The following is a 24,037-nucleotide window of genomic DNA, read 5'->3' on the forward strand; positions in this document are numbered from 1 at the left end:
ACGGGGGGAGACCCACCTTGTCCACCATGGAAAAAGAGCTGCGGGTCGGCATGGTCGGCTACGCGTTCATGGGCGCCGCGCACTCGCAGGCGTGGCGCACCGTGAACCGCGTGTACGACCTTCCGGCACGCGCCCGCATGTCCGTGATCTGCGGCCGTGACGAGTCGAAGGTGGCCGAGGCCGCCACGCGGCTCGGCTGGGAGGCGTACACGACCGACTGGCGTGAGCTGATCACCCGCGACGACGTCGACGTGATCGACGTGTGCACACCGGGCGACAGCCATGCCGAGATCGCGATCGCCGCGCTGGAGGCGGGCAAGCACGTCCTGTGCGAGAAGCCACTCGCCAACTCCGTCGAGGAAGCGCGGGCCATGGTCGCTGCGGCGGTCCAGGCCCAGGCGGCCGGCGTACGGTCCATGTGCGGGTTCAACTACCGCCGCGTGCCGGCCGTCGCGCTCATGCGCCACCTCGTCGAGAGTGGACGGCTGGGTGTGGTGCGGCACGTCCGCGCGGCGTACCTGCAGGACTGGATCGTGGATCCGCAGTTTCCGCTGGTCTGGCGGTTGCAGCGGGACAAGGCGGGCTCCGGTGCGCTCGGCGACATCGGCGCGCACATCATCGACCTGACCCAGTTCGTCACGGGTCAGCGGATCACCGGCGTCAGCGGGCTCACCGAGACCTTCATCAAGGAGCGCCCGCTGCCGTCGGAGGCCGCCGGGCTGGCCGCGTCGGCGGACGGCTCGGGGACTGGTCCGGTCACTGTGGACGACGCCGCCCTCTTCCTGGCGCGGCTCGACGGCGGCGCGGTGGGCACGTACGAGGCCACCCGCTTCGCCACCGGCCGCAAAAACGCCGTGCGCGTGGAGGTCAACGGCTCGCTCGGCTCGGTCGCGTTCGACTTCGAGCGGATGAACGAGCTGGAGTTCTACGACGCCACGGCGCCCGGCACGGAGCAGGGATTCACGAAGATCCTGGTGACCGAGTCCGACCACCCGTACCTGTCGGCCTGGTGGCCGCCGGGGCACATCATCGGGTACGAGCACACGTTCACGCACGAGATGCGCGACTTCCTGGAGGCCGTCGGCACCGGGGCGGACCCCACGCCCTCGTTCGTCGACGCGCTCCAGGTGCAGCTCGTGATGGACGCCGTGACCAGCTCGGCGGAGCAGGACTCGGCGTGGACCGAGGTGGCACCGGCTCTGGCCGAAGTCGCCGCCTGACCACACCCACCGTGGGCGCGGTGGCGCGCGCCCACCTTGACACCTCGGGCTACCCGCGAGGGTCCGGAAGCGGTTGCGCCCCGCGTCCGGATGGGTGGCTTCCGGGGCGGCCGTACGGCGCGGTTGAGCCCAGAATCAGCCGCGCCGTACGACCAGCACCACGGCGCGCTCGCAAGACCTTGGCGGGCATGGCACCGCGCCAGGGGTAGGGAACCCACACCCAGACCCCGGAGGGTTACATGGCTCCACTTGCAAGGCGGTGGCTGACAATGGCCGCCGTTTCCGCGCTGTCCATACCGCTGGTGGCCGCCGCACCAGCCAACGCCGCCCCCGAGCCGGGTACGGCCGAGAGCCTCACCGCCCAGGAGAACGGACCCGAGACGCTCCGCTCCGACGCCCGCGCACCCGAGTCGTACAAGGTGCTCGTCTTCACCAAGACCGACGGCGCCCGCCGCGCGTCCATCCAGGACGGTGTGCGGGTCATCCGCGCGCTCGGCGCGGAAAACGGCTTCACCGTCACGGTCACACAGGACGGCGGGGCGTTCACCGCGGAAAACCTTGCCGACTACCGCGCGGTGGTCTTCCTCAACACCACCGGCAACGTGCTCAACCCCACGCAGGAAGCCGCGTTCGAGGCGTACTTCCGGGCCGGTGGCGGCTACGTCGGCGTACACGCCGCGGCCGAGACCGAGCAGGACTGGACGTTCTACCGCAACGTGCTCGGCACCGGCGTCTCCGGTGTGTCCGGCGTGGACAGCGCGACGGTGAAGGTCGCCGACCGTGCGCACCCCTCCACGGAGACGGTGCCGCGCGAGCTGACGTTGAACGAGGAGTGGTACAACTACACCGCCAACGTCCGCGGCGTCTCGCACGTGCTGGCCACTGTGGACGAAAAGGGCTACACCGGTGGCTCGATGGGCTTCGACCACCCGGTGGCCTGGTGCAAGGACTACCAGGGTGGCCGCTCGTGGTACACCGGGCTGGGCCACTCGATCGAGACGTACCGCAACGGCAGCTTCAAGAAGCACCTGCTGGGCGGCATCCAGTGGTCGGCCGGCGTGGTCGAGGGTGACTGCGGCGCGACCGTGCTCGCCAACTACGAGAAGGTCACGCTCAACGACGAGCCGGGCGAGCCGATGTCGCTGTCGGTGCTCCCGGACGGCCGCGTGCTGCACAACACCCGCGGCGGCGAGATCCGGCTGTACGACCCGGCGACCGGCGCCAGCCCGGTCATCACCACCGTCCCGGTCTACACCCACGACGAGGACGGCCTGCAGACGCTGACGGTCGACCCCGACTTCGCCAACAACAAGTGGGTCTACGTCTACTACGCGCCGAAGCTGAACACTCCGGTCGACGACCCGGCCACGACCGGCGTCAACGAGGGCGACGCGCCGGCGACCAGCACCGACCCCACGGTGTGGGACAAGTTCAAGGGGTACAACCAGCTGTCCCGGTTCAAGTTCGTGGAAGAGCCGACCCCGCACCTCGACCTGTCCAGTGAGCAGCAGATCATCCGGGTGGACGTGGACCGCGGCATCTGCTGCCACGTCGCCGGCAAGGTGAAGTTCGACGGCAAGGGCAACCTGTTCCTGATCACCGGTGACGACACCAACGCCGGTGGCTCCGACGGGTACGTGCCGATCAACGAGTCGCCGACGCAGGGCCCCGGCTACGACGCGCAGCGCTCCTCGGCCAACACCAACGACCTGCGTGGCAAGGTGCTGCGGATCAAGGTCAAGGCGAACGGGACGTACTCGATCCCGAGCGGCAACCTCTTCCCCGAGACCCAGGACTACGACAACAAGACCCGTCCGGAGATCTTCCTGATGGGCCTGCGCAACCCCTTCCGGTTCGACGTCGACGCCAGCGGCATGGTGTACGTCGGCGACTACTCGCCGGACTCGCGGGTGCCGAGCGCCACGCGTGGCCCGGAGGGCACCGGTCGCTGGTTCGCCACCAAGACGGCGGGCAACTACGGCTGGCCGTACTGCTACTCGCCGAGCCTGCCGTACATCGACTTCGACTTCGTGACCCGCACCTCGGGCCAGCCGTTCAACTGCGGTGCGCCGGTGAACAACTCGCCGCGCAACACCGGCCGGACCGTGCTGCCGGCGGTGCAGCAGCCGCAGTTCTGGTACACGTACAACGCCCTCACCCCGTGCGCGGGCGCGTACCTGTCCACCCCGCCGACCGCGTGTGACTTCAAGTGGCCGGTGATCGGTACCGGCGGCGTCGGCCCGCACGGCGGCCCGATCTACAAGTACGACGCCGACCTGGACTCGGAGACGAAGCTGCCGGAGTACTACAACAACGCGGTCTTCTTCGGCGAGTTCACACGGGACAAGATGTTCGTGATGCAGACCGACGGCAAGGGCAACCTGACCGGCGTCGAGCAGTTCCTGCCCGGCTTCGTCTTCGACAACCTGATGGAGATGGAAATCGGTCCGGAAGGGAACATCTACTTCCTGGAGTACGGCGACGGCTTCTTCCGGGCCAACCCGGACGCGCAGCTCGCCATGATCCGGTACGTTAAGGGCACGCGGGCGCCGGTCGCCAAGCTTGCCGCCACGCCCACCTCCGGGCAGGCCCCGCTCACCGTGCAGTTCAGCAGCGCGGGCACCTTCGACCCCGACCCGGGCGAGTCCATCTCGTACGCCTGGGACTTCACCAGCGACGGCACGGTCGACTCCGCCGACCCGAACCCGTCGTTCACCTATACGAGCAACGGTGTCTACGTCGCCAAGCTGACCGTCACCGACTCCACCGGCAAGACGGCGGTGCTGACCCGCGAGATCGTCGTGGGTAACACGGCACCGACGGTGACGGTGACAACGCCGGTCTCCGGCACGTTCTTCAACTGGGGTGACACGATCCCGTACACGGTGACGGTCACCGATCCCGAGGACGGCACCATCGACTGCAGCCGGGTACGGGTCTCGTTCATCCTTGGCCACGACACGCACGGCCACGAGATGACGGCGACCACCGGTTGCTCGGGTACGCTGCCATCCCCGGCGGACGGAGCCGACCACGCGGGCGGCTACCTGTACGGCGGGATCAGCGCCTCGTACACGGACCTGGGCGGCAACGGCCAGCCGGCACTGACCACGGTCGGCCAGGCGGTCATCCAGGTGCGCCGGCAGCAGGCCGAGTTCGCCCAGGTGCAGCAGGGCGTGACGGTGGCCAACACCGGCGACACGGGCGGCGGCCAGCACGTGACCGGCATCGACGCGGGTGACCACATCGCGTTCGATCCGATCAACCTGGGCGGCGCCAGCACAGTCACCTTCCGCTACGCCAGCGGTGGCACCGCCACCGCCGGCACGCCGCGGGCAACGGTCGAGCTGCGGGTGGGTTCGCCCACCGGCGCGGTCGTCGCCACGGCAACGCTCAACGCGACCAGCGGTACCAACTCCTGGGCGAGCCAGAGCATCCCGGTCAGCTACGCGGCCGGCACGCAGCGGCTCTACCTGGTATTCGGTGCGGTGTCGGGCGGCCCGACCACCGGACTGGTCAACCTGAACTGGGTCGAGTTCGGCGCGCCAGCGCCGTAACCCAAAGACGTGGAGGGCGGGAACGGACGCCGACCGGTCCCGCTCGCCACAGCCCCGTCCGCCCTGCCCGCCGGGCCGCGACAGCGTCGTTGCCGCCGACTCCGGCGCCGTCACGGTGGTGCCATCCCGGCAGGCGGGTGGACGGGGCCCAAACCACCCAGCGAGGGCCAGATCGCTGGTATCTAATCAAGGTGGGAGGTCACTATGGCGACAGGTGTATGGCTCGCTGGTGGGCGCGGTTCAGTCGCCGTGACCAGCATCGTCGGTGCGTCCGCGATCAGGGCCGGCCTCGCCGATCCCACCGGTTGCGTCACCGAGCTGCCCCAGCTGCGCAGCCCCGCGCTGCCGACCATCGGCGACCTCGTCTTCGGCGGTCACGACCCGGCGTCCACCCGGCTGTGCAAGAAGGCGGAAGCGCTCGCGGCCGCGGGCGTGCTGCCCGCCCGGCTTGTCGAGGCGCTCCGCGAGGAGCTGGCCACCGTCGAGCCGGAGATCCGGCCGGTCCCGGTGGCGGCCACCCAGCTGGAGACGGCCACGCTCATCGCGGAAGACATCGCCGCGTTCCGCTTCCGGCACAGCCTGGATCGCGTGGTCGTGGTCAACGTCTCCTCGACCGAGCCGGCACCGGCCCCACACCCCGCGCACGCCGACGCGGACGTGCTGCGCCAGGCGCTGGCCGAGCCCGGAGTGGTGCTGCCGCCCAGTTCTCTGTACGCATATGCGGCTTTTCTTTCGGGCTGCTCATACATCGATTTCACCCCATCGACAGGTGCCCGCCTGCCCGCGCTCGACGCGCTCGCGCACCGCCACGCGGTCCCGTACGCCGGGCATGACGGCAAGACCGGCGAGACGCTGGTCAAGTCGGTGCTGGCGCCGATGTTCGCGATGCGAAACCTGCGGGTCCGCACCTGGTCCGGCACCAACCTGCTCGGCGGCGGCGACGGCGCCAACCTGGCCGACCCGGGCGCCAACGCGGCCAAGTCGACGAGCAAGCAGCGGGTGCTCGGCGAGACGCTCGGCTACGAGCCGCAGGGCAATACCCGCATCGAGTACGTCGACGACATCGGTGACTTCAAGACCGCCTGGGACCTCATCACGTTCAGCGGCTTCCTCGGCACGTCGATGCGGATGGAGTTCACCTGGCACGGCTGCGACTCCGCGCTCGCCGCACCGCTGGTGCTCGACCTGGCCCGGCTGACCGCCGCCGCACACAAGTGCGGGCGGAGTGGGCCACTGAGCGAGCTGGCCTTCTTCTTCAAAGATCCATTGGGTACCGTGCCGCACGCGCTGGCCGAGCAGTGGGCGCTGCTGGCCTCGTTCGTGCGAGGACTGGGCGATGCCTAGCCTGCGATCGCTCGTGGAGCTGGTCCGCGCGCCGGCCGCGCTGTCGGTACCCGGCGATGTGGTCGCGGGCGGGGCCGCCGGTGGCGCGCTCGGGCCGCGCACCGCGGGCCTCGCCGCCGCGTCGGTGTGCCTCTACTGGTCCGGCATGGCGGCCAACGACTGGGCCGACCGCGAGCTGGACGCGGTCGAGCGGCCCGAGCGACCCATCCCGTCCGGCCGCGTCACCCCGCCACAGGCGCTCGGCATCGCGGCCGGTCTCACCGCCGCCGGTGTCGCGCTCGCCGCCCTCGCCGGCGGCCGTCGCGCGCTGGCCGTCGCGCTTCCGCTGGCCGGTGCCGTGTGGGCGTACGACCTGCGGGCCAAGAACACGCCCGCAGGCCCGGCCGTCATGGCCGCGTGCCGGGGGCTCGACGTGCTGCTCGGCGCCTCACCGGGGCGGGTGGCGCGGGCGCTGCCGGCGGCGCTGACGGTCGCCGCGCACACGTACACGGTCACCGCCCTGTCCCGCCGCGAGGTCTCGGGCGCCGACCGCGCGCTGCCCGCCGCGACGCTGGCCGGCACCGCCGCCGTGGCGCTCGCCGCCGGCCTGCCCGCCGCCCGCAACGGCCGGGGCCCCGTCGCCGCGGTGCCCGGCGCCCTCGCCGCCTGGTACGCCGCCGGGTACGGCGCGGCGCAGGCCCGGGTCGCCGCCGACCCCTCCGCCGCCCGCGTGCGCGCCGCCGTCGGTGCCGGCATCACCGGCCTCCCGCCGCTGCAAGGAGCGCTCGCCGCCGCTGCCGGCGCGCCCGCCACGGGCGTCGTGGTCGCGGCCATCGCACCGCTCGCCCGCCGCCTCGCGCGGAGGGTCTCACCCACATGAGCATCCGATTCGGGTACGGGACGAACGGGTTCGCCAACCACCGGCTGACCGACGCGCTGGCGGTGATCGCCGACCTCGGGTACGACGGCGTGGCGCTCACGCTCGACCACGACCACCTCGACCCGTTCGCGCCGGACCTCGCCCGCCGCACCGACGAGCTGGCGGCCACATTGGACCGGCTCGGCCTGTCGGTGGTGGTCGAGACCGGCGCCCGCTACCTGCTCGACCCGTGGCACAAGCACGCGCCCACCCTGCTGCACGACGATCCGGCCAAGCGCCTGGAGTTTCTGCGCCGCGCGATCCGGATCGGTGCCGACCTGGACGCCGAGGCGGTCTCGTTCTGGTCCGGCATCACGCCGGCCGGTGTCACCGACCCGTGGGAGCGGCTTGTGCGCGGCTGCGCCGAGCTCGTGGGGTTTGCCGCGGACGCCGGTGTGACGCTCGGCTTCGAGCCCGAGCCCGGCATGCTCGTCGACGACATCGCCGCGTGGCGCCGGCTGCACGCCGACCTGGGCGCGCCGCCCGGCTTCGGCATCACCCTCGACATCGGACACTGCCGCTGCCTCGAGCCGCTGCCGGTGCCGGAGTGCGTGCTGGCGGTCGCCGACCACCTGGTCAACGTCCAGATCGACGACATGCGCCGGGGAGTGCACGAACACCTGGAGTTCGGCACCGGCGAGATCGACTTCCCGCCGGTGCTGCGCGCGCTGGCCGAGTCCGGCTACCGCGGCCTCGTGGCCGTCGAGCTGCCCCGTCACTCGCACGCCGCGCCCACGGTGGCGGCACACTCCATCGAGTTCCTCCGCAAGGCAGAGCGGGCTGGGGAGGCAACGTGACAACGCTGGACGAGCTGCGGGTGGCGGTACCCGCGCAGGGCTGGCTCGGCGAGGCGCTGGAGCGCGTCGCGGCCGAACCGGGCGCGATCGCGCGGCTCTTTCCGGCCGCCGGCCGGCGGGTCGGGCGGGACGCGCTCGTGGATGTGCCCGGCTGGAGCGCCGACGAGGCCGCGCGGGTGCAGCTGCTCGCCGCGCTCCCGGCCGACCGGGTCGCGGCCGAGGCGGAGGGGCTTTACCGGTACGGCGACGCCGCCGAAAAGCGGGCCGTGCTCAAGGCGCTGCCGATGCTGCCGATCGCCGACGAGGGCGTGCCGCTGCTGCGGGACGCGATCCGGACCAACGACACCCGCCTGGTGGCCGCCGCCGTCGGCCCGTACGCGCGTTACCTCGACGACGCGGCGTGGCGCCAGGCGGTACTCAAGTGCGTCTTCATGGGCATACCACTGTCCAACGTGGACGGCCTCGACGAGCGGGCCGACGCCGAGCTCGCCACGATGCTCGGCGGCCTGGTCGAGGAGCGCCGGGCGGCCGGCCGCGACATGGCCCCCGACGCGCTCGCCCTGCTCGACCGGTTGAAGGGACTCTGATGCGCATCTTCGACCCGCACATCCACATGACCTCGCGGACCACCGACGACTACGAGCGGATGGCCGCCGCGGGGATCACCGCCATCGTGGAACCGGCGTTCTGGCTGGGCCAGCCGCGCACCAGCGTGGGCTCGTTCACCGACTACTTCGACTCGCTCGTCGGCTGGGAGCCGTTTCGGGCCAGCCAGTTCGGGGTGCGCCACCACGCGACCATCGCGCTGAACCCCAAGGAGGCCAACGACCCGCGCTGCCGCGAGGTGCTCGAGCTGCTCCCTCGGTACCTGGAGAAGGACGGCGTGGTCGCGGTCGGTGAGGTCGGCTACGACTCGATGACGCCCGAGGAGGACGAGGTCTTCGCCGCCCAGCTCGCCCTCGCCGTCGAGCACGAGCTGCCCGCGCTGGTGCACACGCCGCACCGGGACAAGGCCCGCGGCACCGAGCGCACCCTCGCGGTCGTCGCCGAGTCCGGCATCGACCCGGGGCGCGTCGTCGTCGACCACCTCAACGAGGTCACCGTCGGGCTGGTCCGCGACTCAGGATGCTGGCTCGCCTTCTCCATCTACCCGGACACGAAGATGTCGCCGCCCCGAATGGTGAAGATCCTGCAGGAGTACGGGTTGGAGCGCATGCTCGTCAACTCGGCCGCCGACTGGGGCCGCTCGGACCCGCTGCTCACCCGGACCACCGCCGACGAGATGCTGGCGGCCGGGTTCAGCGCCGACGACGTGGACCGCGTGCTGTGGCGCAACCCGGTGGAGTTCTACGGCCAGTCCGGGCGCCTCGACCTGTCCGACGCGGGCGAGAAGGAGGCGACGTTCGCCGGCAACTCCATCCTGCGGGGAGGCAGCTGATGCACCTGAGCTACTGCACCAACGTTCACCCGGCGGAGGACTTCGACGGGATCGTGCGGCAGTTCGACACGTACGCCGTCGCCATCCGCCGGCACCTCGACGCCGACGTACTGGGACTCGGGCTGTGGCTGGCCGCCCCGCTCGCCGCCGAGCTGGCCGCCGACGAGGCCCTGCGCCTGCGGCTGCGCCGCGAGCTGGACGCCCGAGGGCTGGAGGTCGTGACGCTCAACGGCTTCCCGTACCAGGCGTTCCAGGCCCCGGTCGTCAAGCTCGGCGTCTACTACCCGGACTGGACCGACCGGCGGCGCCTGGACTACACATTGGACCTGGCGCGGGTGCTCGTCGACCTGCTGCCCGACGGTGCCGCCCGCGGCTCCATCTCCACGCTCCCACTGGCCTGGCGGGACCCGTGGGACAGCGGCCGCGCGGACGCCGCCGCCCGCATGCTGGACGAGCTGGCCACCGGCCTCGCCGGTGTCGCGGAGCGGTCCGGCCGTCCGGTGCGGGTCGGCTTCGAGCCCGAGCCGGGCTGTGTCGTGGAGACCACCGCGCAGGCCGCCGCCGCCCTGTCCGGTGTGGACACCGAGCGGCTCGGCATCTGCCTCGACCTGGCACACCTCGCCTGCGCCTGGGAGGAGCCGGCCGAGGCGCTGGCGCGGCTGCGGGCCGCCGGGCTGCCCATCGTCAAGGTGCAGGTCTCCGCCGCGCTGGAGGCCGCCGACCCGGTCGCGGCCGCCGCGGTGCTTCAGGGGTACGTGGAGCGGCGCTTCCTGCACCAGACCCGCTCCGCGCACGGTGACGCCGCCGACGACCTCGACGAGGCGCTGGAGCGGGAGCTGAAGGGGCCGTGGCGCGTGCACTACCACGTGCCGCTGCACGCCGAGCCGGCCGCGCCGCTCACCTCCACCGTGCCGGTGCTGCGCGCCGCCATGCGCGAACTGCTCGGCGGGCCGGCGGGTGAGCCGGCGTGTGATCACTTCGATGTGGAAACGTACACGTGGGGCGTACTCCCGGAAGAGCAGCGCCCACGCACGGACGCCGACGTGGCCGCGGGCATCGCGGCCGAGCTCGCCTTCGCCCGTGCCCTGATGAGTGAGGAGGGACGATGACCAAGCCACTGGTCGTCATCGACGTGGTGGGGCTGACGCCCCGGCTGCTGGCGCACATGCCGCGGCTCAGGGCCGTCGCCGACGCCGGCTTCCACGCCTCGCTGGGCACGGTGCTGCCGGCCGTCACCTGCACGGTGCAGTCCACGTTCCTGACCGGTGAGACGCCCGCCGGGCACGGCATCGTCGGCAACGGCTGGTACTTCCGGGACGTCGGCGAGGTGCTGCTGTGGCGCCAGCACAACGCGCTCGTCGGCGGCGAGAAGCTGTGGCACGCGGCCCGCAAGGCGCAGCCCGGCTACACGGTGGCCAACGTCTGCTGGTGGTACGCGATGGGCGCGGACGTCAACTGGACCGTCACGCCGCGCCCGATCTACTACGCGGACGGGCGCAAGGAGCCGGACTGCTACACCGACCCGCCGGAGCTGCACGACGACCTGGTCGGCGCGCTTGGCGGCTTTCCGCTGTTCACGTACTGGGGGCCGGGCGCGGGACTGCCCTCCTCGGCGTGGATCTGCAAGGCGGCCGAGAAGATCATGGCGGACCACAACCCGGACCTCACCCTCGTGTACGTGCCGCACCTCGACTACGACCTGCAGCGCTTCGGGCCCTCCTCGCCGCAGGCGGCGGCCGCCGCGACCGCGCTCGACGGGGTGCTAGGCCCGCTGCTTGACGCGGCGGCGGCGCGGGGGGCGACGGTGGTGGCGCTGTCCGAGTACGGCATCACGGACGCCCGCCGACCGGTCGACATCAACCGGATGCTGCGCAGCGAGGGCCTGCTGCGGGTGTACACACAGGACGGCATGGAGTACCTGGACCCGTGGACCTCGCGGGCGTTCGCGGTCGCCGACCACCAGGTCGCGCACGTGTACGTCAAGGATCCGGCCGACATCCCCGCCGTCGCCAAGCTCTGCTCCACCCTGGACGGTGTCGCCGAGGTGCTTGACGAGGCGGGCAAGGCCACACATGGCCTCAACCACGAGCGCTCCGGCGAGCTGGTGCTCGTGGCGGAGCCGGACGCCTGGTTCACGTACTACTACTGGCTCGACGACGCCAACGCGCCCGACTTCGCCCGGCTGGTCGAGATCCACCGCAAGCCCGGCTACGACCCGGCCGAGCTGTTCTTCGACCCGGCCGCACCGGCCGCGGCCAAGCGGCGGGCGGCCTCCGCGCTGGCCCGCAAGAAGCTCGGCATGCGGTACATGATGAGCGTCGTCGGCCTGGACGCCGGCGCGAAGGCGGTGCGCGGCACGCACGGCCGCCTGCCGGCACACCCGAACGACGCGCCCGTGCTGATCTGCTCGGACCGCTCGGCGGCCCGCCCGTACCTGGCCGCGACGGAGGTCAAGCGCTTCCTGCTCGGCCTGGCGGGGCTGAAGTGACGGCCGGGGTGGCGCCGTGAGCGAGCGATCCGTCAGGCGCCGCGCGCTTGGAGCCGCGCGGCCGCCCGCAGCGAAGCGAGGATGGCCGTGAGCGTAGAGGTCGCTCGGGAGTCGGACTTGGACGGGCTGCGGAAGCGCTTCGACGCCGAGCTAGCGGCGTTCATCGACCGGCAGGACCCGGACTGGCCGGACGGCGCGCCGCGGGGCGTACTGGCGACGCTGCGGCGGTTCGTGCTCGCGGGCGGCAAGCGACTGCGGCCGATGTTCTGTTACTGGGGCTGGCGCGGCGCGGGCGGCCCGGACCGCCAGGAGGTGGTGGTCGCGTCCGCCGCGCTTGAGCTGTTCCACGCGTTCGCCCTCATCCACGACGACATCATGGACGGCAGCGACCGCCGCCGCGGCGAGCCCTCGGTGCACAAGGTCTTCGCGGAGCTGCACACCAAGTCGATGTGGCGCGGCGACCCCGCCTCGTTCGGGCGAAACACCGCGCTGCTCTGCGGCGACCTGTGCGCGGCGTGGGCCGACCAGATGTTTCACGAGTGCGGGCTGCCGCCCGAGCAGATCCACCGCGGGTACGGGGTCTTCGCGCACATGCGCACCGAGGTGATCGCCGGCCAGTACCTCGACCTCGTCTCCGGCGTCGGCGACGGCTCGGTGGCCAGCGCGCTCACGGTGATCAGGATGAAGGCGGCCAGGTACACGGTGACCCGCCCGCTGCAGATCGGCGCCGGGCTGGCCGGGGGAGGGCGCGAGCTGCACGCCGCGTTCACCGCGTTCGGCGACCCGCTCGGCGACGCTTTCCAGCTGCGCGACGACGTGCTCGGCGTGTTCGGCGACCCCGCGCTCACCGGCAAGTCCATCCTCGACGACCTGCGCGAGGGCAAGCCGACGGTGATGATGGCGCTGGCCCGCAGCGGCGCCGACCGGGCACAGGCGGCCCGGCTGCGGGACCTGTTCGGCAACCCCAACCTGGACGGCGGCGGTGCGCAGGAGCTGCGCACGATCATCGTGGACACGGGCGCCCTGGACCGCATCGAGCAGATGATCCGGCAACGCGCCGACGCGGCCGTCGCCGCGCTCACCGACGCCCCGATCCCCGCCGACGCGCGCGACGCGCTCGTGACACTGGCCGGATCGACGATCAACCGGCAGCGTTGACGCCGCCGTATGGCAGACTCTGAGCCGTCCGCACCGGGACGGTTCGGGAGGTGGCCATGGCGCTACGGATGGTAGCGACTTGGTTTTCTCAGGGGGTCGTGTCATGAACCACCGTCCTGCCGTCGACACGGTGCGCCGGGCGGTGCGCAGCACCCGCGCCTGGGCGCGCGCGGTGGCGCCGGGCGCTCTCCCCGACTTCCTCGTCATCGGCGGGCAGCGGTGCGGCACCACGTCACTGCACCGGTACCTGGCCGAGCACCCGCAGGTGCGCGCCGCGACCGGCAAGGAGATCCAGTTCTTCAGCATCCACTATGGACGCGGGGAGCGGTGGTACCGCGGTCATTTTCCGGCGCCGATGGCGGGGCGGCTGAGCTTCGAAGCGAGCCCGTACTACCTGTTTCACCCGCGCGCCGCCGAGCGGGCGGCGGCCACGCTGCCGTACGGAAGGTTCATCGCGCTGCTGCGTGACCCGGTGGAGCGGGCCTACTCGCACTACCTGCAGACCCGGTCGTACGGAGCGGAGCCGCTGACCTTCGCCGAGGCGATCGCGGCCGAGCACGACCGGCTCGCGTGGGCGCTGCGCGCCGGCCCCGACAGCCGCGCCGCGCACACGGTGCTGCGGCGGTACTCGTACGCCGCCCGCGGGAGGTACGCCGAGCAGCTGGAGCGGTGGTTTCGGCACGTGCCGCGCGAGCGCATCATGGTCGTGCGGAGTGAGGACTTCTACGCCGACCCGGCCTCGACGTACGCGGAGCTGCTGGAGTTTCTCGATCTGGAGCCGTTTCTGCCGCCCCGGTTCGCCCAGCACACCCGGCGCGTGGAGCGCGGTGGGCCGCCGGCCGAGGTGGCGCGGGCACTGCGTGACTACTTCGTGCCGTACAACGCGCGGCTCGCGGAGCTGCTCGGGTGGGCCGACCCGTGGCCGGCGGGTCCTGGGTGAGTCCGCCGACACCCACCAGGACCCACCGGAAGTCGCCTAGCGAGTAAGCAGGTCGGTGCAGTCTTTCTCGTCCGGCAGCAGCGGGCGGAGAATGACTGTCCACTTGCGACCGTTGGAGGTCCACGGGGTCGCCGCGTTGGCCTTGTCGGCGGCGGCCAGCACCTTGGCGGTGTCCGCGCCGCTGACCGTCACGCAGCCGGTGTCGAGGCCCTTGCCGACCGAGGTGCCGGGCAGTGCGGGGCCGGGCCACGCGACGGCGGGCTGCTCCTTGCCGACGGTCGCCGCGTCGGGCGCGACGTAGGGCGAGGCGACGGCGGCCAGCGTGGTCGCCTGGTACTGCTGCTCCGATCCGGAAGTGATGCCGAGCGTGCCGTACAGATCGCTGACCGCGGTGAGAAGGTCGCGGAGCTTGTTGCGGGCCGCCACCTGGTCGGCGGTGAGACCGCCGCTGGTGTCGGCGGCCTCGTTGAGCGCGTAGACCTCGGTGCTCGCCGGGCCGCCCGCGGTCTCCACGACGAAGCGCGTGGACGGCGCGTCGGCCACCGGCGGCTGCCCCAGGTCTTTCGCGGTGCCGACGCCCGCGCTCGCCGCCCGGTCGACGAGCTTGTCAACGTCCGCGCTGGAGATCTTGATCACCTGGAGGTTGGGCAGCGACGGGCCCGGGTAGATCGCGGGCTGCGGGCCCTGGACGATCGCGCGCCCATCGCCGTAGATCGTCACGATCGGTAACCGCGCGACGCTGTCACCGGGTGTGGTGAAACCGCCCGTGTACTCAACTCGCAACGCGACCGCATCGGCGTCGCGTCCGGCCGGCGCCTCGGCCGGCAACGTGCTGGTGCCGACGTCCTGTGCGCACGCGACCAGCAAAAACAGGGATGCGGCGGCGGCCGCGCGGAAGACGGGTGCGATCGTCATCTCCTTTTGACGGCGCTTCCGCGTGTCCGGTTCCCGGCTGCGATAACGTGTATGGATGTCCGACGCCGCGCCCGCCCGCCGCGAGCGGGGTCGCCTGCGCGGACGTCTGGCAGTGGGCCTTGCCTTCCTGGCCGTGCTGGCCGTTCCGGGGTCCGCACACGCTGCGCCCCCGCCCGAGGTGTCGACGCCGGTGGGCGTCTGCGTCCAGGCGGGAGTGTCCACAGAGGTCGACGCGGTGGCCGTGGCCGAGGCCCCCGCCGCGCCGGTGCCCGTGGCGGCCGAGCCGCGGGGCGCCCAGGCGCCGGTGCCCGCTGAGCGGGCCACCGCCAAGAGCGCGGACCGGTCGGTGACGGGCCAGCGCGCCCCGCCCCAGCCCGTGCGCTGATCCCGGCACAACCTCCCTCCCGTACCCCTCCTTTTCTGTGGGTGAGGTGTATCCCGTGAAGATCGATTTCCATGGTTTCCTGCTGGACGTCCGCGGCGCCGCCCTGATCTGGCTGGTGCTGATCGCCGTGGGCGCGGCACCGTTCCTGGCGATGGCCGTGTCTGCCCGGCGCCACTGGCGCCGCAGCCGGCCGCGACCTGAGCGCCGGGTCAGGACGCGACGCGAGTCACCCGCCGTGCAGCAGGCCGAGCTGCGCCGGTACGCGGAGGAGGTGGCCGTCGCGGCTGGCCGCGCCGCGGTAACGGCGGAGCGGCGGCGCGCGGAGTGGGCCGCGGTGTCCCGCACCCAGCAGGCGGCGTGGCGCGCCTACGACGAGGCGGTCGAGGTGGCGCGGCGCGCAATCCAGGCGGAGGCTTTCGGCGTGCCGGATGCACCATCCACAATGGATGACGTATCGGCACGTCGCCGCTACCTGGAGCGCGCCGCAGCCTCAGCATATCGCCGCGGAGACCTTACGGCGGACCAGTTCGGCGATGTGCTCGCCGGGCGGGACGGGTGGGATCCGCGCCGCCACCCGTTCGAGCAGGAGACCCGGCTGCGCGTCGCCCGCCGAGACCGCCTGCGCCGCGCGTGCGAAACACTGTCCGAAGTGGAGCGCTCGGCGTGGCAGGCCGCGGAGGTGGCGGTGGCGGCCAAGCGGAGCCTCGACACCGAGGCGGTGGCGGCGGCACTGCGCGTGCGCCAGTCGGCCAGCCGGCGCCCCGCCCGCCGCCCGGCGCGCAGCGTCCGCCCGATGCCCGCGTGGAACGCCGACACCGCACCGATCCCGCGCGTCGTGCTCACCTGACCCGGCCCGTCCCGCGCGGTGCGGCACCGCTCAGCGGCGGGCGTTGCGCGGGTGGTTTTTCGCGGTGCGCTCGTTGCCGTGCCGGTACTGCCCGGTCCAGCGAGCCATGACCAGCTGCGGGTCGTCCCCCTCGACCTCGTCGAGAAACTCCGCCGCGCGGCCGCCGCGCAGGGTGGTGGCGGCCCGCCCGCGGTGCCAGATCAGGACAGAGCCGTCCGCGCGCACCGCGTACTCGAAACCGCCGGGGTCAGCCATGCCGGCATGGTCGCACCTTCGGGCGGCGACCCGCACCGGATTTTGTCGCCGTCGACCCTTTCCGCCCGGTGGGTGGGTCCCCCCGCGGGGAGTGGACGGACCCGGGGTGGCGCTGGATCGGATCAGTAGTCGGGCCAGAACTCGCCCCAGACCTCCACCGCCGGGATCGGGTCCCAGGGGTATGCGGAGGAGCGGCACTCGGCTGTGGAGAAGCGGAAGTAGTCCATCTCCTCGGCATACCCGCGGACGGTCCGCCCGTCGGAGCAGCGCGCCACCGCCACGTGCAGGCCGTGCATCCGCGTGCAGTAGGTCTGCGACGCGTAGGTGAAGCCTTGATGCGCGTAGGTGTAGAGGTAGCAGCCGTCGGGTGGGGTCGTGGTGAAGTAGGGGTCGGCCTGAGCGGGCTGCGCGACGGCCAGGGCGCCCATCGTCAGGGCGGCGGTCAGGATGGACAGGAGCTTGCGTCTCACCGGGTCTCCTTGCAGGTAGCAGAAGCTCTGGAAAGCGCTTTCCTGTCGATTGTGGCAGCTAATTCACGGAGGTCAATGGCCTCTATTTCGCGCCGACCGCCACATCCGGCGCCTTGGGTGGAGGGTTTGGTTGGGCTCAGGACCCCGGGTCAAGGTCCGCGGACGCTCGCCGGGCGGCCATTAGTTAGTCGGCAAGAACTCCGCGATGTCCGCCGTCTGGTCGAGTAGTGGATCACCGGCGCTCCCGCGACCTCCAGTTCCTGCGCGGCGACGTCCATGCCCCGTCGGCAAAACGCGGTTGCGGGCGTGGACCAGCGCGTCGACCCGCCGCGCGGGTGTTGAACTGGAGCGATCTCGGCTCGACCCACGTCGGGGCTCGCCGGCGTCACGTGCTGGTGAGCGCGGCGCACACCCGGTGGGCTTTCGGCGACCATGCGGATTCCGCACGTCGGCCATAAGTCCCCGAGGGTGAGGCCGCGGGAGCAACGGTCCGGACCACGACGGGCGTCGCGGTAGCTCGCGTCTGGTTGGGGTTGGATCTCGCGAAGGCCGCGCTGCGGCGGAGCCCTCGCGGTCAGAAGAGGGTGAGCTGGCCCGGCATCGGGCCGGGCCGGCGCGGACGCGGTGGGCGGACTGCCACGCGCACCCATGCCGGTGCTTCTGCGACCTCGTCCGGGGAGACGCCGCCGGTCAGTGCCCACAGCGACGGGCCGAGCAGGATGCCCCGCTCGGCGAGTGCGCGTCGCATCCTGGAGAGCTCGAGCGGGAGCCTGATGCCGTCGAGATCGGGCACCGGGAGGTCTGTGCGCATCCGCATCAGCCGGCGGTTGCGCACCACTACCTCGCGCGCGGCCGGTTCGGCCAATCGCTCGGTTGCTCGGGCGCCCACGGCCGCGCTCACCTCGGCCGTCCTCCCGCCGTCCAGTGCTGCCCACGCGGCGTCGACCGTTCCGAACGTGGCGAGCAGGTCGGCGGCGGTCGCCGGTCCGAAGCCGGGCACCCCGGGCAGGTTGTCGGACGGGTCGCCGCGCAGTGCGGCGAAGTCGTGGTACTGCCACGCCTCGACGCCGCACACGTCGGGCAGGGTGGCGGCCTTCACCAGCACTGCGGCGTCGCGGCCACCGTTGCGGATGCGCAATACCGAGGTGCTCGCGTCGAGCAGTGCGAAGGCGTCGCGGTCGCTGGTGACCAGGACGGTGCGCCAGCCGGTGTCCCGGGCCTTCGCCGCGCCGCTGGCGAGAACGTCGTCGGCCTCGTAGCCGGCCGGGACGAAGACCGGCAGCCCGGCCGCGCGGAGCAGGTCCGGCGCGGCGGCCAGCTGTTCTTCGAGGTCTGCTGGCTTGGCCGGGCGCTGCGCCTTGTACCCGGCGTAGTCGTCCGCCCTCGTCGACGACACTGGACAGTCGAAGCCGATCAGCACGGCGTCCGGGCGTAGCTGGGCCGCCGCGTGGGCGACGTGCGTGACCAGACCCTTGAGCGCCCAGACCGCGCGACCCTCACCGTCGCGCAGTTCCCCGGTGGCCGCGGCGTGGTACGCGCGGTGCAGCAGGCTGTTGCCGTCGATGACGAGCAGCAGCGGCTCCGGGGGGCTCACGGCCACCAGCGTAGAGCGGCGGGTCGGCGCGGGGTACCCGACCATCATGGGTCCGCAGCTCGGAGCAGTGGTGGGGCGGACGGGACTCGAACCCGTGACCGATCGATTATGAGTCGACTGCTCTAACCTGCTGAGCTACCGCCCCCTGGCTGGCGCGGGGATCGTATCCCGCAGCCGGTGTCAGCGGCCACTAACCCGCCGGGCGGGAAGGGGGCGGATCGACGGGGAGCATGAGGAGTGAGGAGCTCCCCCATTTGGACTCGAACCAAAAACCTGCCGGTTAACAGCCGGCTGCTCTGCCAATTGAGCTATGGGGGATCGAGCTGGTCCGGATCGCTCCGGCGCCGCGCGACTGCACAAGAGTACAGGACGTTGGGGGGCGTCGGGCTACAGGGTTACCTGGGACACGCCAGGCCCAATTCGGGACAATCTGCCGCTCGGGCCCCAAGGGTGCATGAGTGCGAGGCAGGATGGGTAGGTATCGGGGGACAGACCACTGGGAAGGAGCCGCTATGCGCGGAAAGCTGTGGTTCATCGGCGGGCTGGCTGCGGGCTTCGTCCTGGGCGCCCGCGCCGGCCGGGAGAAGTACGAAGAGCTGGTCCTCAACGCCCGCAAGGTGTGGGACCACCCGACGGTGCAGGAGGCGGCCGGCGTCGCACAGGCGCAGGCCAACCGCCTCTATTCGGAGGGCAAGGACCGCTTGGCCCACACCCGGGTCGGCGAAAAGCTCACCAGCGGCACGGACGACGCGGTGACCGCGTCTACCGGGCCCAGCAGCGCGCACCGCAACAACAGCAGCACCATTTAACGCAGTCACAGCAGCGGGGCCCGGCCGGTCGGCTGGGCCCCGTTCGCATGCGCCCACTGTCTGGAACAGCCGGCGAGCCGCGCGCGGCGTGGGGCCGGCCAACCGCGGAGGGTCCACGTTCCCCGGGAGCCCCGTGCAACGGGCCGGACCACGACGGACAGTGAAGCCCAAATCTGCTGGAAAGGCTCCGGACCCGCCGCGCTGCGACGGACCCGGAGCCTCCAGGTCGCTAGTCCTTGCTCGCGAACGCCGCGTCGAACGCGGCCTGGGGTGCGTCGAAGGCCAGCCGGCGCACGAACTGCAGGGCCTCGGGCGCGCCGACCAGGCGGTCCATGCCGGCGTCTTCCCACTCGATCGAGATCGGGCCGTCGTAGCCGATCGCGTTGAGGGCGCGGAAGCAGTCCTCCCACGGCACGTCGCCGTGGCCGGTGGAGACGAAGTCCCAGCCGCGGCGCATGTCGGCCCACGGGAGGTGGGAGGCGAGGCGGCCGCGACGGCCGTCACCGGTGCGCACCTTGGCGTCCTTGCAGTCGACGTGGTAGATGCGGTCGGCGAAGTCGAAGATGAAGTTGACCGGGTCGAGCTCCTGCCACACGAAGTGGGACGGGTCCCAGTTCAGGCCGAAGGCGGGGCGGTGGCCGATCGCCTCGAGGGTGCGCTTGGCGGTCCAGTAGTCGTACGCGATCTCGCTGGGGTGCACCTCGTGCGCGAAGCGGACGCCCTCCTCGTCGTAGACGTCGAGGATGGGGTTCCAGCGAGTGGCGAAGTCCTCGTAGCCCTTTTCGATCATCGAGGGTGGCACCGGCGGGAACATGGCCAGCGTGTGCCAGATCGACGATCCGGTGAATCCCACGACGGTGCGCACGCCCAGCTTCGCCGCGGCGCGGGCGGTGTCGGCCATCTCGGCGGCGGCCCGCTGCCGCACACCCTCGGGCGAGCCGTCGCCCCAGATGCGGGCGGGCAGGATGCCCTGGTGGCGTTCGTCGATGGGGTGGTCGCAGACCGCTTGCCCGACGAGGTGGTTGGAGATCGCGAAGACCTGAAGGTTGTACTTGGCGAGCGTCTCGCGCTTGCGCTCGACGTACCCGTCTTCGTTCAGCGCCTTGTCGACCTCGAAGTGGTCGCCCCAGCAGGCGATCTCGAGGCCGTCATAGCCCCACTCCGAGGCCAGCCGGCACATCTCCTCGAACGGCAAGTCGGCCCACTGGCCGGTGAACAGCGTGATCGGTCGGGCCATGTCCCTCTCCTGTAAGAGCGGTGGACGGCGCGAGGAGACCGGTCCGGTGCAATACAGCAGCGAGCTCGGGCGGAGGGTGGCAGCCGACTCCGAGCGGGTTGCGCCTCCCACCCGGACGCACACCCACGCCCGCTCAACGCCAGCACAACTCTAGGCCGCCACGCCCCCGCATGAAAGCAGATGTCCCACTCCGCTCGGCCATCACGTCGCCGGGGGCACGAGGTGCGCGTCCTGAGCCGGCCTCGCCCGCGCACGGTCGCGGATGCCCGCCAGCTCGGGACAACCCTGGCCACCGCGCGCTGCCGCTCCCCCTGCCGCTTCCGGGCCGTCTGGGTCGGGCTTTGCGAGCCGGGGTACCGGCAGCGGAGCGGGCCGATGTTCAGGGAGTTACGCCGTTCGGGGCGTGGGGTCGCCTGCGAGGCTGGTTAACCGTTTGCTGACGGCGGCGGGCCTTGGCGATGCTGGCCGGCATGAGCTCATCGATTCGCTGGATTTCTTACGACTGCGCGGACCCGTACCCGCTGTCGCGTTTCTACGCCGCCGTCACCGGGTGGCCCACCGACGACGAAGACCAGCCCGACCACGACGAGTGTGCGGTGCTGCCGCCTTCGCCGGGGCATCCGGGCCTGCTCTTCACGCGGGTGCCGGAGGGAAAGACCGTCAAGAACCGACTGCATCTGGATCTCCAGCCGACCGACCGTACGCGGGACGAGGAGGTCGAGCGCGTGGTCGCCCTCGGGGCGACGGTGCTCGACGACCGCCGCCGCGGCGACGGAAAGGGCTGGGTCGTGCTCACCGATCCGGAGGGCAACGAGTTCTGCATGAACACGAGCCCCGCCGAGCGTGGCGAGGTGGCCTAGAGCTCCCGTCCACAGCGCGGCGCGTGCGGCAGCTTCCCAGCTCACGGTGTCCGCGCCGCAGTGGCCGGCTTCACGGGTAAGGCGAGTCCGCCGACAGTTCGGCGCCGCCGTCACGGTCTGTGACTGTCGATCAACTGCAGGCGGTGTGAGTGTCGAGATCTTGGTGAGTTTGCGCGTTATTTCGACGCCAACTGGCCAAGATCTGCCGGAGCGGGCTCCTGGGTTGAGCTGGGCGACCGCGGAGGGTGAGCGGCAACCGCGGGGCATAGCCGCAGCTCACATCTAACTCGGGCGCACCGCGGAGGGTGCGGCTGCGGGAACGCACCCAAGAAGACGCTCCGCTGCGCTCCACGTCTCCCCGGGGGCCCCGCGCAACGGTCCGGACCACCGCGGACATCGCGGTAGCTCGCGTCTAGGTCGGGTTGGATCTTTGGAGGCCGCGGACCCAGCGCCTGACCGTGCTGCCTGGGCTTAGAGGTGGGCGAACCAGGGGTGGCCCGGGCGGGCGGTGACCACGGATTCGCGCAGCCATCTGCGGGCGTCGGGGGTGAGGGCGGGGAGCAGGGCGTGGAAGTCCTGCTCGTCGTGCGGGCGGAGGTCGTTGACCGCCTTGAAGAAGAGGATCACCTCGGGGGTGGCCGCCGGCAGGTTTGCGGGGGACTGGCGGATGGCGCGTTCGCGGGGGAGGGCGACGCGGGGATCGCGGTGCAGGAGCCAGTCGGGAGCGGCGCCCCCGGCGAGCAGAAACTCGAACTCGAATGCCGTGTGCGTGGCGGTCGGCACGGTGGACAGCGAGCTGCCCAGCTCGGGCACGTGGATGTGGGCGGGTGGGTCGAGGCGCCGGCCGTTCCACGGCTCTTTGGTGTCGTCGGGAACGTTGGGGTCGTGCGCGACCAGGGCCCACCCGCGGAGGTGGTCGAAGATGGCGCGCTGGTCGTCGTGGAACACGCCGATGTCGAGCGCAATTCATTTACGGGGTACGCGAAAGCGGCGCCGGGGGTGAGCCCGGCGCCGCTCGCGGTGGGATCGGTCAGTGTTGGGTGTACCGGTCGAGGTCGGCCTGGTTGGTCGCGTCCGGGCGGTCGAACGTCGCGGTGACCTTGCCGTCCAGCGTGACGAGGCGGAGCTTGTCGGCGGTCTGGACGACGAGGCCGCCGTCCCAGCGGAAGAAGATCTCGGTGATCCCCTTGACGGAGGCGGGGATGGCGACCCGCTGGCCGTTCGTGCTGTCCAGGACGATGGTGGCGCCGGTGACCCGGGTGGGGTCGGTGTTGCCGATCGCGGTCGCCACGTACCGGCCGTCGTTGGAGATGGACTGCACCGCGAACGGGCACTCGGCGCTGCCGCACTCCGGCTGGCCGGCCACGTCAAACCGCCGGACCACGGTGCCGCTGGCCCGCGCGACCACGATCGTGCTGCCCTCGGCGTGCGCGCGGAAGCCGCCGTCGGCGGACCAGGTCAGGTAGCGCGGGAACCGGTCCAGGTTGACCTCGGTGAACCTGCCGCTGATCGTGTCCACCTCGCCGAACTTCGTGGCGCCGGCCGTGTCACCCCGCATCTCGGTGACGCTGACCAGCATGTGCCGCCCGTCCGGCAGCCAGACCGGCTCGTTGCCGCCGCCCCAGGTGACGTTTCGGGCGATCACCTTGCGGGCGCCGCCGGGACGGATGATGACCAGGTCGGCGGGGTACTCGCTGATGTCCTTGGTCGGGTGGAGCACCGCGACCATGGTCCCGTCGGGTGAGATGGTCGCCGCCCGGTCGCCCAGTACGCGGGCGCCGAAGCTGGTGGTCTTGGTGGTGCCGTCGGTGACCGTGACGACCTCGATCTCGGCGCCGACCCGCACGTACGAAAGGCGGCCCGGGACGTGCTCGGGTACGGTCGCGACCGGCGGCGTGCCCTGCGTGGCCGGCGGCGACGACGGCGGAGGGGTGGTCGGGGTCGAGGGCGACGGCGTGGGCGGGACGACCACAGTGGACGACTCGCCCGGCAGCGGAGTGCTGTTCGACTGGGGCAGCAGCTGGATCCCGCCGACCGCGGCCACGCCGGCCAGGGCCAGCGCCGCGACGGAGGTGACGGCGGTACGGCGGTACCCCAGGTGGCGGGCGCGCGTGTCCACCCGCTGGCGCAGCGCGGTGTAGTCGGTGTCGGTCATTTCGTCCGCCAGGGTGGCGAGCCGCTGGTTCAGGTCGTTCATCGGGTCACCCCTTCGGACAGGTCGATCTCGGGCATCAGTTCGCGGAGCTTGGCGAGGGCGCGTGCGGTGTGGCTCTTCACCGTGCCCACGCGGCAGTTGAGGATGTCGGCGGTCTCCGACTCGCTGTGGTCCTCGAAGTACCGCAGCACGACCACGGCGCGCTGGCGGGCCGGCAGGGCCTGCAGCGCCCGCCGCAGGGCGAGCCGCTCGACCGCGTTGTGCGCGTGGTCGGAGTGGTCGCGGTGCTCGGGCAGCTCACCCGGCATGGTCTCGACCACGCGGCGCCGGCGCCACATGCTGACCTGCAGGTGGTACATCACGCGGCGGGCGTACGCCTCGGGGTTGCCGCCGTCGGACAGCCGCCGCCAGGCCCGGAAGGTACGGGCCAGCGCGTCCTGGACGAGGTCTTCGGCAAGGTGCTTGTCGCCGGTCAGCAGGTACGCGGTGCGGAGCAGTGCGGGGGCGCGCCCCCGGAAGAAGGCGTCGAAGTCGCTGGTCATCTGCTCCACCACAGGCGATCGGGCGGTGGCGCCCGCGGGGGCGGCCCCGGTCATGGCTTGGGTCATGGAACAACTCCGGTCGGAAGGAACTTACGGGCGAGAGCCTGCGCGCGGCGATTGACACACGT

At 71.8% G+C, this 24,037-nt stretch carries 23 protein-coding genes and 2 tRNA genes; 15 read left to right on the plus strand and 10 right to left on the minus strand.

Annotated features, from left to right (window positions below; translation table 11 throughout):
• The first annotated feature begins 26 nt into the window (after positions 1–26).
• From Phou_RS46205 to Phou_RS46255, 11 genes are all read left to right on the plus strand, one after another.
• Positions 27–1,220, plus strand: coding sequence for a Gfo/Idh/MocA family protein (locus Phou_RS46205; protein ID WP_173070507.1), 1,194 nt, complete (start codon positions 27–29; stop codon positions 1,218–1,220).
• A gap of 269 nt (positions 1,221–1,489) precedes the next feature.
• Positions 1,490–4,777: a ThuA domain-containing protein gene (locus Phou_RS46210; RefSeq protein ID WP_173070509.1), complete on the plus strand. Its 3,288-nt coding sequence runs from the start codon at positions 1,490–1,492 to the stop codon at positions 4,775–4,777.
• 204 nt (positions 4,778–4,981) lie between these two features.
• The gene (locus tag Phou_RS46215; RefSeq protein WP_173070511.1) at positions 4,982–6,121 is read left to right on the plus strand and encodes an inositol-3-phosphate synthase; all 1,140 of its coding nucleotides are present in this window, start codon (positions 4,982–4,984) and stop codon (positions 6,119–6,121) included.
• Positions 6,114–6,980, plus strand: a complete 867-nt coding sequence (locus Phou_RS46220) for an SCO3242 family prenyltransferase (RefSeq protein WP_173070513.1) — start codon at positions 6,114–6,116, stop codon at positions 6,978–6,980. Before Phou_RS46215 ends, Phou_RS46220 begins: the two co-directional genes overlap by 8 nt.
• Entirely contained in the window at positions 6,977–7,816 is an 840-nt protein-coding gene (locus Phou_RS46225; RefSeq protein WP_173070515.1) for a sugar phosphate isomerase/epimerase family protein, read from the plus strand. The genes Phou_RS46220 and Phou_RS46225 overlap by 4 nt, the downstream gene beginning before the upstream one ends.
• Positions 7,813–8,403, plus strand: a complete 591-nt coding sequence (locus Phou_RS46230) for an EboA domain-containing protein (RefSeq protein WP_173070517.1) — start codon at positions 7,813–7,815, stop codon at positions 8,401–8,403. Before Phou_RS46225 ends, Phou_RS46230 begins: the two co-directional genes overlap by 4 nt.
• Entirely contained in the window at positions 8,403–9,254 is an 852-nt protein-coding gene (locus tag Phou_RS46235; RefSeq protein WP_173070519.1) for a TatD family hydrolase, read from the plus strand. The genes Phou_RS46230 and Phou_RS46235 overlap by 1 nt, the downstream gene beginning before the upstream one ends.
• Entirely contained in the window at positions 9,254–10,363 is a 1,110-nt protein-coding gene (gene eboE / locus Phou_RS46240; protein WP_173070521.1) for a metabolite traffic protein EboE, read from the plus strand. Before Phou_RS46235 ends, eboE begins: the two co-directional genes overlap by 1 nt.
• Positions 10,360–11,742 carry an alkaline phosphatase family protein gene (locus Phou_RS46245; protein ID WP_173070523.1) on the plus strand — a complete coding sequence of 461 codons (1,383 nt, stop codon included), beginning with the start codon at positions 10,360–10,362 and terminating at the stop codon, positions 11,740–11,742. The genes eboE and Phou_RS46245 overlap by 4 nt, the downstream gene beginning before the upstream one ends.
• 81 nt (positions 11,743–11,823) lie before the next feature.
• Positions 11,824–12,900 (plus strand): polyprenyl synthetase family protein, encoded by a 1,077-nt coding sequence (locus Phou_RS46250; protein ID WP_173070525.1) that lies wholly within the window; start codon positions 11,824–11,826, stop codon positions 12,898–12,900.
• A 103-nt stretch (positions 12,901–13,003) separates the two neighbouring features.
• The gene (locus tag Phou_RS46255) at positions 13,004–13,840 is read left to right on the plus strand and encodes a sulfotransferase family protein (RefSeq protein WP_173070527.1); all 837 of its coding nucleotides are present in this window, start codon (positions 13,004–13,006) and stop codon (positions 13,838–13,840) included.
• A gap of 36 nt (positions 13,841–13,876) precedes the next feature.
• Here the strand turns inward: Phou_RS46255 and Phou_RS46260 are convergent, their stop codons facing one another.
• Positions 13,877–14,755, minus strand: coding sequence for a hypothetical protein (locus Phou_RS46260; protein ID WP_173070529.1), 879 nt, complete (start codon positions 14,753–14,755; stop codon positions 13,877–13,879).
• Between the two features lie 55 nt (positions 14,756–14,810).
• Between Phou_RS46260 and Phou_RS46265 the strand changes: the two genes are divergently transcribed.
• Both Phou_RS46265 and Phou_RS46270 read left to right on the plus strand, forming a co-directional pair.
• Positions 14,811–15,140: a hypothetical protein gene (locus Phou_RS46265; protein ID WP_173070531.1), complete on the plus strand. Its 330-nt coding sequence runs from the start codon at positions 14,811–14,813 to the stop codon at positions 15,138–15,140.
• Positions 15,141–15,195: 55 nt separating this feature from the next.
• Positions 15,196–15,987: a hypothetical protein gene (locus Phou_RS46270; protein WP_246274671.1), complete on the plus strand. Its 792-nt coding sequence runs from the start codon at positions 15,196–15,198 to the stop codon at positions 15,985–15,987.
• A 30-nt stretch (positions 15,988–16,017) separates the two neighbouring features.
• On the opposite strand, the gene Phou_RS46275 is transcribed toward Phou_RS46270, so the two are convergent.
• The 5 genes from Phou_RS46275 to Phou_RS46295 form a co-directional block, all read right to left on the minus strand.
• A complete protein-coding gene (locus Phou_RS46275) occupies positions 16,018–16,242 on the minus strand; it encodes a hypothetical protein (RefSeq protein WP_173070533.1) in 225 nt (74 codons plus the stop codon).
• Between the two features lie 122 nt (positions 16,243–16,364).
• Positions 16,365–16,712 carry a hypothetical protein gene (locus Phou_RS46280; protein WP_173070535.1) on the minus strand — a complete coding sequence of 116 codons (348 nt, stop codon included), beginning with the start codon at positions 16,710–16,712 and terminating at the stop codon, positions 16,365–16,367.
• 574 nt (positions 16,713–17,286) lie between these two features.
• Positions 17,287–18,306, minus strand: coding sequence for a 5'-3' exonuclease (locus tag Phou_RS46285; protein ID WP_246274673.1), 1,020 nt, complete (start codon positions 18,304–18,306; stop codon positions 17,287–17,289).
• Positions 18,307–18,374: 68 nt separating this feature from the next.
• Positions 18,375–18,451 (minus strand) — tRNA-Ile (locus tag Phou_RS46290).
• 100 nt (positions 18,452–18,551) lie between these two features.
• Positions 18,552–18,624, minus strand: a tRNA-Asn gene (locus Phou_RS46295).
• 194 nt (positions 18,625–18,818) lie between these two features.
• Here Phou_RS46295 and Phou_RS46300 point away from each other — a divergent pair.
• Positions 18,819–19,115, plus strand: a complete 297-nt coding sequence (locus tag Phou_RS46300; RefSeq protein WP_173070537.1) for a hypothetical protein — start codon at positions 18,819–18,821, stop codon at positions 19,113–19,115.
• A 229-nt stretch (positions 19,116–19,344) separates the two neighbouring features.
• Here the strand turns inward: Phou_RS46300 and Phou_RS46305 are convergent, their stop codons facing one another.
• Positions 19,345–20,352 (minus strand): sugar phosphate isomerase/epimerase family protein, encoded by a 1,008-nt coding sequence (locus Phou_RS46305; protein WP_173070539.1) that lies wholly within the window; start codon positions 20,350–20,352, stop codon positions 19,345–19,347.
• Positions 20,353–20,822: 470 nt separating this feature from the next.
• Here Phou_RS46305 and Phou_RS46310 point away from each other — a divergent pair, with 470 nt between their 5' ends.
• On the plus strand, positions 20,823–21,212 hold the full coding sequence (locus Phou_RS46310) for a VOC family protein (protein WP_173070541.1): 390 nt from the start codon (positions 20,823–20,825) through the stop codon (positions 21,210–21,212).
• Positions 21,213–21,683: 471 nt separating this feature from the next.
• On the opposite strand, the gene Phou_RS46315 is transcribed toward Phou_RS46310, so the two are convergent.
• The 3 genes from Phou_RS46315 to Phou_RS46325 form a co-directional block, all read right to left on the minus strand.
• Positions 21,684–22,160, minus strand: coding sequence for a hypothetical protein (locus tag Phou_RS46315; RefSeq protein ID WP_173070543.1), 477 nt, complete (start codon positions 22,158–22,160; stop codon positions 21,684–21,686).
• A gap of 82 nt (positions 22,161–22,242) precedes the next feature.
• Positions 22,243–23,409: a hypothetical protein gene (locus tag Phou_RS46320; RefSeq protein WP_173070545.1), complete on the minus strand. Its 1,167-nt coding sequence runs from the start codon at positions 23,407–23,409 to the stop codon at positions 22,243–22,245.
• A complete protein-coding gene (locus Phou_RS46325; RefSeq protein ID WP_246274675.1) occupies positions 23,406–23,963 on the minus strand; it encodes a SigE family RNA polymerase sigma factor in 558 nt (185 codons plus the stop codon). The genes Phou_RS46320 and Phou_RS46325 overlap by 4 nt, the downstream gene beginning before the upstream one ends.
• Positions 23,964–24,037: the final 74 nt, after the last annotated feature.

This window comes from Phytohabitans houttuyneae (assembly GCF_011764425.1).
GTDB classification, from domain to species: domain Bacteria; phylum Actinomycetota; class Actinomycetes; order Mycobacteriales; family Micromonosporaceae; genus Phytohabitans; species Phytohabitans houttuyneae.

Excerpts from the sequence above, each read along its gene's own strand:
- Phou_RS46310 (WP_173070541.1), top strand. The coding sequence starts at position 20,823 with ATGAGCTCATCGATTCGCTGGATTTCTTACGACTGCGCGGACCCGTAC.
- Phou_RS46215 (WP_173070511.1), top strand. The coding sequence starts at position 4,982 with ATGGCGACAGGTGTATGGCTCGCTGGTGGGCGCGGTTCAGTCGCCGTG.
- Phou_RS46300 (WP_173070537.1), top strand. The coding sequence starts at position 18,819 with ATGCGCGGAAAGCTGTGGTTCATCGGCGGGCTGGCTGCGGGCTTCGTC.
- Phou_RS46210 (WP_173070509.1), top strand. The coding sequence starts at position 1,490 with ATGGCCGCCGTTTCCGCGCTGTCCATACCGCTGGTGGCCGCCGCACCA.
- Phou_RS46325 (WP_246274675.1), bottom strand. The coding sequence starts at position 23,963 with ATGACCGGGGCCGCCCCCGCGGGCGCCACCGCCCGATCGCCTGTGGTG.
- Phou_RS46260 (WP_173070529.1), bottom strand. The coding sequence starts at position 14,755 with ATGACGATCGCACCCGTCTTCCGCGCGGCCGCCGCCGCATCCCTGTTT.
- Phou_RS46250 (WP_173070525.1), top strand. The coding sequence starts at position 11,824 with ATGGCCGTGAGCGTAGAGGTCGCTCGGGAGTCGGACTTGGACGGGCTG.
- Phou_RS46305 (WP_173070539.1), bottom strand. The coding sequence starts at position 20,352 with ATGGCCCGACCGATCACGCTGTTCACCGGCCAGTGGGCCGACTTGCCG.
- Phou_RS46275 (WP_173070533.1), bottom strand. The coding sequence starts at position 16,242 with ATGGCTGACCCCGGCGGTTTCGAGTACGCGGTGCGCGCGGACGGCTCT.
- Phou_RS46320 (WP_173070545.1), bottom strand. The coding sequence starts at position 23,409 with ATGAACGACCTGAACCAGCGGCTCGCCACCCTGGCGGACGAAATGACC.
- Phou_RS46205 (WP_173070507.1), top strand. The coding sequence starts at position 27 with ATGGAAAAAGAGCTGCGGGTCGGCATGGTCGGCTACGCGTTCATGGGC.
- Phou_RS46220 (WP_173070513.1), top strand. The coding sequence starts at position 6,114 with ATGCCTAGCCTGCGATCGCTCGTGGAGCTGGTCCGCGCGCCGGCCGCG.
- Phou_RS46225 (WP_173070515.1), top strand. The coding sequence starts at position 6,977 with ATGAGCATCCGATTCGGGTACGGGACGAACGGGTTCGCCAACCACCGG.
- Phou_RS46235 (WP_173070519.1), top strand. The coding sequence starts at position 8,403 with ATGCGCATCTTCGACCCGCACATCCACATGACCTCGCGGACCACCGAC.
- Phou_RS46265 (WP_173070531.1), top strand. The coding sequence starts at position 14,811 with ATGTCCGACGCCGCGCCCGCCCGCCGCGAGCGGGGTCGCCTGCGCGGA.
- Phou_RS46245 (WP_173070523.1), top strand. The coding sequence starts at position 10,360 with ATGACCAAGCCACTGGTCGTCATCGACGTGGTGGGGCTGACGCCCCGG.
- Phou_RS46255 (WP_173070527.1), top strand. The coding sequence starts at position 13,004 with ATGAACCACCGTCCTGCCGTCGACACGGTGCGCCGGGCGGTGCGCAGC.
- eboE (WP_173070521.1), top strand. The coding sequence starts at position 9,254 with ATGCACCTGAGCTACTGCACCAACGTTCACCCGGCGGAGGACTTCGAC.